This window comes from Paenibacillus sp. FSL H8-0034 (assembly GCF_038000305.1).
Taxonomy (GTDB): Bacteria; Bacillota; Bacilli; order Paenibacillales; family NBRC-103111; genus Paenibacillus_S.
The window spans coordinates 2966609-2978201 of the sequence record NZ_JBBOBS010000001.1 but is presented as its reverse complement, the minus strand read 5'-3'; the positions used below and the strand labels follow the sequence as shown (position 1 = coordinate 2978201).

Below are 11593 nucleotides of genomic sequence, written 5' to 3'. Positions count from 1 at the left end.
TCATAATACAACGGCGAGAAATACGAATTGTGTTTCATTTTTAAACATTTTTTTAAATTGTGACATTTGTAATAGCTATAATCGTACAGGACACGACTCATGGGCTTAGCTTGCGCCAGAGCGTGGTGCGGTTCATCCCCAATCTTTTGGCAGTAGCAGATTGATTGAAGCCCTCCTGCTCAAGAACGAAACGTATAATATCAGCCTCAATTTCCTCCAGGGTCCGCGTTGCTCCGATCAACTGCTCCAGACTGCTATTCGTTGTCTTGTCCTGTTTACTCATTAAGCTGTCCAATACCGGCTGTAAATGCTGCAGCGTAATAAAAGAACCTTCACACGTCTCGACAATCAGCTTGAGCACCTGCTGCAGCTCGGCAAAATTCCCTGGCCATTCATATGCTGTCATCCGATTCAATGCATCCGGTTTAATTCCCAGCACCTGACTGCCCAAGGTTCGGTTCATTTCTGCCAAATACCAAAATACGATATGATCCAGCTCTGTTGTTACGCTGCAAAGTGGTGGGAGATGAAGCGAATAAATCTGCAGCTGTACATGCAGCTGCTGGTCGAATTCGCCCAGATTCACTTGATGCGCCAAATCTGCAGCTGTGGAAGCAATAAACCGAAATGGCGGCCGATCATCATGAATCAGAGCTGCATGGGAAGCTTGTAATGCCGCTGCAAGCTTACGCTGAACAGGAAGACTAAGCTGCTCAATTCGCTGGATATGCAGCGTTCCTGATTCTGCACGACGCACCAAGGAGCTATCCTGCTGGTCCAAACGGCCGAACAACTGCTGGTCCTGCTGCTCGGATGTACAGCTACCCGCATCGAGCAGGACAAAAGGACCCGACTGATAGGGGCTGTCATTATGCAGCGCTTCGGCTAATGTCTTCTTTCCTGTCCCTGGCTCTCCAGTAATCAAAATCGGATACAGTTGTTTACTCCAACGTTTGGCCTTATCCATATAGGCGTCATTGATATGATCCGTCTGCACGAATTGCTGGAACCTGCTCTTGGGCGGTGAAAGCCTGTCCTCCCTTACCTTGCGGACACGCCGCTCCAGACCTTCAATCGACTGACTTTCATGCAACTCAAAGATCGTTCCTTGCTCCGCCAAAGAATGCTCTATCACAAGAATAAGGTCCTCTGTCGGGTTAGACCGCTGAAGCTTAAACGAACCTGTTCTGCTGCGTACAGCTGTTCTATCTGTTCCGTCTGCTCCTTTGGTTCTGTCTGCAGAACGACCTGCATCTGTATAAATCAGGGAAGTGGAGGTGCTGGCAATGAGCTCAGCCCATTTCATATTTACCGCTGTCGTCGCTATTACTCCTAATTGACGCCCAGCCTGTTCATTGCAAAATTTCACGTTCTGTTCGGCATCGACATAAACAACTCCATACTGCAAAGCATCCAGTATCGATTTCATCAACACTCTGTGATGGGCTTCTGCCTGCCTCTTTCTAGCCATTTGCTCGGCTTGCAGCAGCGATTCCTGCAGCGCTTCTCGCCCAGACGTTATCAGAATCGCCCGAACACCCGAGTGCTCGGCGACTGCCACCGTAACCACATCGCCAATCACGAGATCGACGCCCAGCTCCTTGGCTTTATTAACCGCCGCCTCCGCCTCATGCTCATGATGGATAAGGAAGGTCATGACCTGAATGTCCAGCAGCTCGGCAATCGTGTCCACTCCCTCCACAATGTTGGGAAATCCAATGATACCAATCGTCCCCCGATATCCTTTAACCAAAGTAAGCGAACGTAATATATCATAGCCGTTGACCGTTATTTCGATCACCGGAATTTGCACATGGCTGCGGATTAGTTGTGCGGTTCCGCCTCTGCTTATAATAACGTCATAGCCCTGCAGCTCGGCTGTCCTGGCAATGTTCAGCCCCTGCTTCAGATCACCCACCTCTGCATGAACCTCGTAGTCGGGCGCTGCCGGTATATCTTCCAAAAGATCCTTCATCCCGCGATAAGGAGCAATTAGCAAAAACTTCAACATGATAATCCCTCCATGATTCAAATAACGACAGTTCGTAACCATTACAACTACAAACTGTCAGATCATTGATGCATAATTCATCATATTGATTATACAACAGACGGAAAGAAAAGCCGAGCTATCTCACAGCGAGACAGTATCGGCTTTTCCAACTCTTTTTTCCGACTCCTATATGTTCCTGCTTGTGAGCGTCCTTCACCTACCGGGCATCTATATAAATGCCTGTATATTCTTCAATACGCGGAATGCGGACAAACAACCGGATTTGCCCATCGCCAGCAGATTCAGTACGAACCAGTTCAATTCCGGCATCTCCTCGAAGGATTCTGAATTCAGCCACCTGCTGAACAGGCAGCACAATCTCAACCTCGATATCTGTAACTGGAATCGTTTGTAGAACCGGACGGCGCGGAGCTGCTGTCGTATTGACGATATGAAGCACATATTCTCCCTCTGCGGCACCGCTATGATTAAGACTAAAATGAACACTGAGCGGCGCATTCGAGCGGATCAAATGTTGCTCGCCCAGCATATATTCGACAGCATTTTTTAGTAGCTCGCTAAAATCATTATGTCCATGAAGCCACACATTACGATCCACACCATAAGGGAAGAAAATCGATTCTCCTTCACCAAATGGATTCAATATCAGGGTCGGATAATCCGTCTCATAGCTTCTGAGCCACGAGCGCTCCGGCGGCTGCGGGAAAATCTGCGGCACATACGTAAGCAAAGCTTGTGCAGTATCCGTATTCGTTCTAACCAGATACTGATCACTCCAGCTCGCAAGCAGTTGAGTATCCTCGAAGCCTTTAGTCAAGGCATGAGCTTCTTTTACATACTGGTAGCCATACTGGGAGTTGTCCTTGACACTACCTGTAAACGAGCAGCCAAATACATCACTTAATGCAAAATCAGGACGGTTCTTACCCTCTGGCGTACTAAACGAGGTCAGATTGGTCGCAATCAGCTTGCCGCCACCGCGTACATAGCTGCGGATGATTTCGACTTCCTCATCAGACAGGCATGCAGCATTAGCCAAGATAAGCACTTTGGCCGCTTGGAGTGTCTCCAGACTAAGCTTATCATCCGTCAGCAGCCGGTATTGAATATGCTGATCGTTTAATACTTGCTCCAGCCCCATTAAATGTGTCAAATAGGCATCCTTGCTCCGATTCGGGTTACCGAATGCTGCATTCGTTGCGCGTGAATATAAGACATTGACTTCAGCAACAGTTGTCTGCTCGGTCAGCAGGTCCTCATTGCGTTCCATATAATCGTAAATATCGGCGCTCAGCAGCGCATTTCTGCGGTCATAGGTTGCGCCCGGATGCTGTCCGTTAAATACGCAGTTCCAGAATGAACCGCCTGCACTAATGGCCTCCCACATCCATAACCTTGTTTCCTGCTTGGCAGAGGAAATATAGCGCAAATCATTATTCGTGCCCAGGTGACCAAACAGCATAACCGGAACCTTATCCGGCGACAAGCTTTTCAAAAATTTGATCAGCGTCGAGGGACCGTTCATAGGCTCGTGGTTGGCTGTAAACAAAGGGGTGACCAGGAAATCAAAGTGGTCCTTGATCGCATACAGATCATGTCCATCCGACTTAAAGCGATCATGATATAAACCGAATATTTCAGCCGCATAGGCTTTTTCTTCGCCATATTTCTTAACAACTGCACGGCAATCACGAAGATGCTCCATCACGCAGGCTGCTTTCCAATCGCGGTACTCATCGTAATGGCTATCTGTGAATTGACCGCCACGAGGCAATTCATGACCGGTTTCCTTACGGAATCGGTCCGAGCAGCTCTTGCAATAACAGATCCCGCCTTGACTGTAGGAATTTTCCCAAATCCCATCAATATCATATTTTTCAAACAGCACATCGATGAACCGATACGCATGCTCATTACGGTAGGTGCTCTGGTAGCAAGGCTGAAAAATTGCGGAGTGAAGCGGATTATCGCGTGTCTTCGGCTCACCGATTTCATTGACAGCGAACCAATCGGGACGCAGCTCATAGATTTTCTTGTCCACACCACGGAAATCGACACGGACCACGACTTTAATGCCTTTGGCATGAGCCGCTTCCACCAGATCCTTGAGCAGATCCTCCTTGGTCATAAATGGATTCGGATTCGCCGTAACCAGATTATGTCTGAAAAAGTCAACGATTCCGCCGCCATTTATTATGATGCAGTTCGCACGTATTTGTTCCATATAGTTAACGACGGAGCCAGCGTCATAATCCACTACATCCGGCTCGCGCAGTACCGTTTGCAATATCCGCAGCTGCTTTTGATACCATTGTTTATTTTCAGTCATGCTGTTGTTCCTCCAATATTTCATTTGAATTTGCAAAACGTGGTGAATAAGTTCCGCTGCGCGACCAAATATCCTTCCGATCGCTGTTGAAATCGTGAAATTGGATGAGATTAAAAGGTATATTCACGATTTCAAAGGCGAACGCTGACGCTTCTCCAGGATCATTTGGTCGCTCCGCTCTATATTCACCGAACTTCTATAGCGACATACTTTTTACACATGCACTCTTAGACGTACCGTTCATGGAGTGCTTCCAGACTGATACGGCCAGCTTTATCCTCACAAATGGCGATATTTTTCTGCACAATAGATTTGTCACGCATCCCCATCAGGGCTACATCGACATATGGATTTGATAATACGAATTGAATCAATGCAGGTGTGTAATCGAACGTATTTTCCGGATTCACAGTTTGAATCCAGCGTTGAAATGTGCCAGAGGTCGGTGTTCTCATCGTTACAATGCCCATCCCAGCCTTATCGGCTTCCAATAGACTGCCAAAAGGACGGCTCGGCTCGTAACCATGCTGAAAAATAAAGTTATAGCAAATCTGCATCATATCGAACATGCCGCTGCGAATGAAACGGTACACGGCATCATTGTTATCCTCACTGCTGAAGCCGATATGCTCAACCAGACCCTCTTGCTTCAGTTGCAGCATCTCCTCGGCCATTCCCCCATCCATCAGGATGTTGTCAGCCTGCTCGGCAGTATAGGAATCGCCATGGATTTGCAGCAGCTGAATTCGGTCCCTGCGAAGTCTTGTCAAGCTGAGCTCGACGGATTCGCGCAGTTTGCCACGGGTTTTATAATTGGCCTTGGTAGCAATAAACAGCGGGTGCGAACCGCTTGCGGTGACGCCTTGGAGTGCTGACCCCAGAATCTCTTCGCTTTCACCATTGCCATATCCCGGCGCTGTGTCAAAATAATTGATCCCGCCCTGCAGAGCAGCTTCTATGGATTCGAACAGATGTTTACGGTCATCGCCGTCAGTCGGGTCAAAGGTATGCAAATAATTTTTTAGTCCGGCTGCCGCACCTCCATAACCAATCCTGCTCACAGTCGCCCCTGTTTTACCTAAAGTTGTATATTCCATTGCTTTCCTACTCCTCCTACTCTCTGTTTAGGACCACTGCTAGGATGTTACTTATCGGGTCCATTGTTTAAATATATATTCAGACATGCTTCTGCCTGATGCAAACTCAGGTGAATGCAAGTATCCTTCCAATATGGCAACACAAACCTCAACCGGAAGATCGATCCCTTTGGGAAAATACGGGATTGTACGGTTGCGCTCAAACTGCTGTTCTACCCATTCCGGTATAGCCAGCTTCTGTATGGATGAATCCTGCTTCTCCGGCGATTCCATTATAAAGCCCTTGGTGCTAAGGGGAGCCATACCTGTAAAAAACTGCTCGATAGCATTCGTGCTGGCAATCCGTTTCCATTCTTCCTCATTACAATTAAGAAACCCTCTGAACATGTCCATCGCTGCGTTCGCATTTTCATTGCGCCAATAGAGCACCGGATATTCGCTTCCCCACATCAAATGGTTGGGACCACACTGTTCATACACATATTCCATCCAGGCTTTATAAGCCGTATGAGGATGAATCGACGAAGTCATGCCAGCATTACGAACAAAAATGCCATAAAATCGTTCGTGCTGCATCAGCTTCTGGATACTGCCACCCGATTTATCCGAATCTTCAGGTGAGAAATCGGGGTACATAAAATGCGGAGCAGCCAGCTTGGCCTTAGGATATTGGCTCAACCAAGTCAAATACAGCTCAGCCATCCTTTGATTCAGGCAGGCTCCGATTCCATACGCCCAGCGGCCGCTTTCCCCAATCAGCTCCAGTATTTCCGGGTATTCCACAGCCTCACGTGTTTCAAGACGAATGCCCATCGCTCCAACGTCCAGCTGCAGCTTCACCGCCTCAATCCGCTCGTCTTTCGTTTCTCCAAAAGGAATGCCGACCGCTCGAATACGATCCGGGTACCGGATTGCTGCTTCACTGATGATAGAGAAATCGGGAACTCGCGGTCCCAACACCGCTACTGCTTGCTCAATCTGATGATTATCCATATAACTGATAAGCTGATCCAGAGATCCAAAACGTGGCTGCCCAAAGTGAGCATAGGCATCTGTAATCTTCGATTGCATTATGAAACCACACCCCCATTTTAAGAAAGTCACAGTCAACCTTTAACTGCGCCTAAGGTCATCCCGCTAATTAAACGATCCTTGATGACCAGATAAAATACGATCATCGGAACGATCGCAAATATAATAGCCGCCGACATCATCCCGTAGTTAATCCCATTTTCATCCTTCGTAAAGGCCAGCGTGACAGACAAGGTACGGTACGCTTTGTTCGTCAGCATAATCAAGGCTAACAAATAATCATTCCAGATCGCCACGAAGGTCAAAATTAACACGGTAACAATCCCATTTTGGCTTAAGGGCACAGCAATTCTGGAGAACAGCGTCCAGGTGGTAGCTCCATCGATAATCGCGGATTCGTCCAGCTCGTGGGGAATCGCCCGCATAAACATGACCATCAGAAACATCGCAATCGGCAGCTCGCCCACCACATACATCAGAACAATCGAATATTTGTATCCAAGCAAATGCAAATCATTAAACAACGTATATACCATGGGCAGAATCGTGATACCAGGTACAAAGATCGCGGCCGAGAAAAACATATAGATATATCCACTGGCCTTAAAGCGAAACCTCGAAATGGCAAACGAAGCCGGAAGCACAACTGCCAAGAGCAGCAATAAGCTGACCAATGTGATGCTGACCGAATTATAGAACGCTTTGGGAATGTTGGATGCCGTAATCACACTCATATAATTGCTGAAATCGAACCTTTCCGGAATAAAACGAATACTGGTCAAGATTTGATCCGTATCACGAAACGAATTGCTTAATATCCAGACCAGCGGTACTAAAGTAAACAGGGAGTGTACAATCAACACTGCGTACTTGATCCACGTGGCTAATCTGCTGGTTATAGAGCGGCTTGCCTGCATACTTTTCACCTTGGCAGCTGCTATTTCCATTTCCACACCACCTCCTCACATGTGAACCTCATGACTTAATCCTTGAAGGTTGTTAATTTGCGGAACACCAAGGTGACAATTAATGAAAACAGGAAGATTGTAAAAGCGATCGCGGTTCCATAACCATATTTCAATCCGACGAAAATCGTATCGTACATGTAGGTGGCCGGTACCTGTGTAGAGGTGCCTGGCCCTCCCTTGGTCATGATAAAAACATAGTCGAAGTTTTTGATCGCTCCGGTTATCGCAAGAATCATACAAATTTGCAAAATCGGCCATACCAACGGAACCGTGACCCTTGAAAAAAGCACCCATGCGTTCGCGCCGTCAATGGTGGCTGATTCGTAGATTTCTTCGGATATATTTTGCATGCCCGCTAACAAAATAATGAAGAAATAACCAATCGTATGCCAAATCGGTGCGGCAATGACCGCATAAAAGGCAGTATGCTTATCCCCCAGCCATATTCGTGCCCAGCTCTCCAGTCCGATTGAGCGCAGCAGGGTGTTCAATAATCCCGCATCCAGGTCATAAATCAACGTGAACATCAGCGCAATCGCAGCAGTAGAAATGACCACCGGCATGAAGAAAGCAGCCGAGAAAAACTTCGAGCCTCTGATCGGGCGGCGCAGCATACTGGCAAGAACAAGTCCCGAGCCGACCTTCAAGAGTATAGCCAAACCAGCCCACAGCAGCACCCGGCCGATCCCGGTCAGGAACAGCTCATCCTTCGTCAGCTTGACATAATTTTGTAAACCGACGAAGGTGGTTTTGCCAAACCCGTTCCATTCAAAAAAGCTGTAATAAAACGTTCTGGAGAATGGGATGATGAAGAAAATAAAGTACAAAATGAGCGCCGGCAGCATGTAATAAATAATCGTGTTTCGAAACCTGAGCTGTCCCATTAAGCAGTGTCCCTCCCGACTTGAGGCTTCCTTTCAAGCTAACAGGCCGTACTATTTCTTGAAAATTTTATCCATCTCCTGAACAAATTGCTCCGGTGTCCCTTCGCCACCAAGATAAGCGCTGATTAACGGTTCGAATTTGGCTCTTTGATCCGGGCTCATATAGGAAGGAAGCCATTTGTTACCTGGTGCTGATTGTGCGTTTTTAAGTCCGTCTGTCGCCAAACGCCCATATTTGGCAGGATCGATATTCATACCCAGCTGGGGAACGGTTTGTTGACCGACTTCTGCATAAATTTTGGCTTGTTCACGAGAAGCAAAACGCTTCAGCAGTTCTTCCAGGTAAGGACGTTTGTCTTTATCGTTCCAGGCTTTGGAGCCCATATAGAACAGCTGGGTTAAATCCTTTTCAAAATTTTGCGTTTTTTGTGCACCACCCGGAATCAACGGGAATTTCAAAGCAACCAGCTTTTCCTGAATTTCCGGTTTTATGCTATTAATTGCTGAAGAATTGTCGATAAACAACGCTGCTTTACCTGTATTCAAATATTTGGATACAGCTACTTCATTTGCAATCGCAATTGCGTCCTCGGGGAGATTGCCGATCAGCAGCTCTTTGACCATTTGTGCGGCCTTCAATGTTTCCGGTGTGTTAAACGGCTCTTTACCCAGGATCATATCGCGGACCTTATCATTGCCCAAGTAATTGCTGAATACATAGTCAAACGCTCGCACGCCCTGACTGTCGCCCTTAACACTGATGCCAAACGGCAATACGCCCTTGGCTTTCAGTGATTTCACAGCGGATAACCACTCATCCCAGGTTGCAGGAATCGGGACACCGGCTTTATCGAACACTTCCTTGTTGGCATAAATAGCCGTGTAGAACATCGTACCCGGAATACCATAGGTTTTACCGTCTAGCGAAGCGGTTTTCCAGGCGCTCTCGTCGAACAGATCTTTGAAGAACGGATCGGATTTCACCCATTCGCTCAGGTCGGCAACCTTGCCCGCTCTGGCCACCTCATCGAGTCCAAAGCCCGGGTCCAGGCGCCAATAGTTGAAAAAATCGGGGACACGGTCACTGACAGCATCCAGTTTGATTTTCGTAATATGATCATTACCGGGAGATTCTTCTACCTCTATCGTGACATTCGGATAATCCTTCTTGAATTGGTCAAGCGTATCTTTGACGATCTTCGTCATCGGGCTTGTGCCCACCCAGTTCGTCGCAAAGCGCAGAGTGACCTTCTTATTCTTATCGGGTCCTGTCGCAGAGGGAGCTCCTTCCTTGGGCTTCATTTCGTTGCCAGACCCGGCTGCAGGCTCAGAAGTTGAGCAGCCGGCAGCCATAACAAAAACCATTAGGAGTGAAGTCAGTAAAGCCAGCGTCCTTTTCAAAATAAAAACCTCCCGTATAGGTATGATCTTCAAATTACTTTATTTCTTCTTCACGCTTTGGTACCATTCGTTCACTTCTCCAGTAATGGTGTTACCGCCGGAGGATTCCCAGGTTTTGACGAAGTTATCGAATTCATCCAATGGTACCTCACCGTAAATAATTTTGGCGAACGTATCCTTTTCTTGCTGCTTCAAATTATCCCATCTCGATTTCATCGTTTTGGTTGGAGGCGCCGTATATTTCTCTCGATAAGATACATCCTTCAATGCAAGGTTGATGGTCGCTGCCTGAAGTCTTGGTTCATCAGCAATCAAACTGGATCTAACCTCAAATTGTGTAGTAGGTCCATTGCCTTTGGCCAGATTGGCATAAGCCTCCATTTGTGTAGAAGGGATCCGCGCGCCTTCAAATGCAATCGTATATTTCTGCGGAATCACACGACCACCCGGAATCTTGGTTGTATCTGCGGTTGGCTTGCCGTCTACAATTGCATAATCATAGCCTTCGGCAAACTGGTATTTGAATTCACTATCCTTGCCGGGGAAAGCGAAGTTCTCGAATAGGTAGTTTTGGTAAACGAAAAAGGCCTCCGGATTTTTTGCATTTTTGTTAATGAGCACCGATCCGCTAAAGTTCAGGTTGCCTTTACGGCCCTGCTTGCCATCAGGTCCCTTGGGAAGTGTGTAGGCTTTGAATTTGGCTCCTGGCACGTTCTTCATAAGATCAGCTAATGGAAATAAGGTCATCCAGTGAGGTCCGGCAATAATTCCGGCGCGACCGGATGTGAACAGTGCTGCTGCCTTGGTTTCGTCCATTAGAGCCGCTTCTTTATGGATGTAGCCTTTATCCACCCAATCTCTCAGCTTCCCGAGCGCAGGCTTGACACCTGGCTGTATCGAACCATAAGCTAAAGTGCCATCCGGCTTTTCATTCCAAATCTCAGCCATCGTTCCATAGGCTCCAAACAGCCAGCCAGCAGTCGCTTGTGTACTTACGAGCGAATCACGGAAAGCAGTTGCCATACCGTAGGTGTCTTTCTTGCCATTACCATCCGGGTCCTGGTTCACGAACGCATCCATCACTTTTTCCATCTCATCAATAGTGGTTGGTGCTTTAATATTGAGTTTTTCCAGCCAATCCTCGCGAATGTAAAAGACCGTGTCATCATTCATGGAGTATTCAGGAATGGGAATCCCGTAGGCTCCATCCTTGCGCATAAACGGATACCACATCGAAGGATCTTCATTAACTGCTTTCTTGTATAGCGGTGAAGCATACTGCTCCCACATCTTGCCGACTTCCATAAATTTACCCGAATCAATCAGGTCATTGGCAAGCGCCGTGTTGCCAGCAATGGCAACCACATCCGGCATATCTTCATTCGCGGAAAGCGCCAAGCGCAACCTCGTTTCAAACGCCTTATTAGCCGCAGGTGCTGTCCAGTTATATTTAAGATTAATGCCAAGACGCTCTTTCGCCCATTTGGTATGAACATTGTTCTCCATCGTTTCGCCATTTTTAAAAGTTGTGCTCGCACTAATTTGATTAATTGTGGTCAACGTGATCGGTGGGTCATATTTGCCATCCTTGAACGGTGCCGTATATTGGATGCCTGTCGTAGGTGCTGTTGTATCAGTAGATGGAACCTTCGGTGCTGCGACTGGCTCTTGGGTGCAAGCGGTTACGGTTAACAGTGCAGACGTTAGCAGCAACGGTACAAAAGCTTTCTTGATGAACATTTGTGTCATGTGAATCCCCCATTCATTTGTTTTCAAACCGAGTATATCCGAAGATATATGATATAGATATATCAAATTATCTATATCGTTGACAGGCAACAATTTATACTTCTATTGAAAATATCTTA

The 11593-nt window shown here is 47.1% G+C and carries 8 protein-coding genes; all 8 read right to left on the bottom strand.

The window, feature by feature from the left end; all coding sequences use genetic code 11:
* Positions 1 to 97: 97 nt before the first annotated feature.
* Positions 98 to 2011 carry a PrpR N-terminal domain-containing protein gene (locus tag NST47_RS13300; protein ID WP_341155590.1) on the bottom strand — a complete coding sequence of 638 codons (1914 nt, stop codon included), beginning with the start codon at positions 2009 to 2011 and terminating at the stop codon, positions 98 to 100.
* Positions 2012 to 2210: 199 nt separating this feature from the next.
* Positions 2211 to 4343, bottom strand: coding sequence for an alpha-amylase family protein (locus tag NST47_RS13295; protein ID WP_341155589.1), 2133 nt, complete (start codon positions 4341 to 4343; stop codon positions 2211 to 2213).
* A gap of 227 nt (positions 4344 to 4570) precedes the next feature.
* A complete protein-coding gene (locus NST47_RS13290) occupies positions 4571 to 5440 on the bottom strand; it encodes an aldo/keto reductase (protein WP_341155588.1) in 870 nt (289 codons plus the stop codon).
* A 51-nt stretch (positions 5441 to 5491) separates the two neighbouring features.
* Positions 5492 to 6511: an amidohydrolase family protein gene (locus tag NST47_RS13285; RefSeq protein WP_341155587.1), complete on the bottom strand. Its 1020-nt coding sequence runs from the start codon at positions 6509 to 6511 to the stop codon at positions 5492 to 5494.
* Positions 6512 to 6546: 35 nt separating this feature from the next.
* Complete coding sequence (locus tag NST47_RS13280; RefSeq protein WP_341155586.1) at positions 6547 to 7419, bottom strand: carbohydrate ABC transporter permease; 873 nt, start codon at positions 7417 to 7419, stop codon at positions 6547 to 6549.
* A 35-nt stretch (positions 7420 to 7454) separates the two neighbouring features.
* Entirely contained in the window at positions 7455 to 8324 is an 870-nt protein-coding gene (locus NST47_RS13275) for a carbohydrate ABC transporter permease (RefSeq protein ID WP_341155585.1), read from the bottom strand.
* Between the two features lie 51 nt (positions 8325 to 8375).
* Complete coding sequence (locus NST47_RS13270; protein WP_341155584.1) at positions 8376 to 9725, bottom strand: ABC transporter substrate-binding protein; 1350 nt, start codon at positions 9723 to 9725, stop codon at positions 8376 to 8378.
* A 39-nt stretch (positions 9726 to 9764) separates the two neighbouring features.
* Complete coding sequence (locus NST47_RS13265) at positions 9765 to 11474, bottom strand: extracellular solute-binding protein (protein WP_341155583.1); 1710 nt, start codon at positions 11472 to 11474, stop codon at positions 9765 to 9767.
* Positions 11475 to 11593 lie beyond the last annotated feature (119 nt).

Excerpts from the sequence above, each read along its gene's own strand:
- NST47_RS13300 (WP_341155590.1), bottom strand. The coding sequence starts at position 2,011 with ATGTTGAAGTTTTTGCTAATTGCTCCTTATCGCGGGATGAAGGATCTT.
- NST47_RS13295 (WP_341155589.1), bottom strand. The coding sequence starts at position 4,343 with ATGACTGAAAATAAACAATGGTATCAAAAGCAGCTGCGGATATTGCAA.
- NST47_RS13290 (WP_341155588.1), bottom strand. The coding sequence starts at position 5,440 with ATGGAATATACAACTTTAGGTAAAACAGGGGCGACTGTGAGCAGGATT.
- NST47_RS13285 (WP_341155587.1), bottom strand. The coding sequence starts at position 6,511 with ATGCAATCGAAGATTACAGATGCCTATGCTCACTTTGGGCAGCCACGT.
- NST47_RS13280 (WP_341155586.1), bottom strand. The coding sequence starts at position 7,419 with ATGGAAATAGCAGCTGCCAAGGTGAAAAGTATGCAGGCAAGCCGCTCT.
- NST47_RS13275 (WP_341155585.1), bottom strand. The coding sequence starts at position 8,324 with ATGGGACAGCTCAGGTTTCGAAACACGATTATTTATTACATGCTGCCG.
- NST47_RS13265 (WP_341155583.1), bottom strand. The coding sequence starts at position 11,474 with ATGACACAAATGTTCATCAAGAAAGCTTTTGTACCGTTGCTGCTAACG.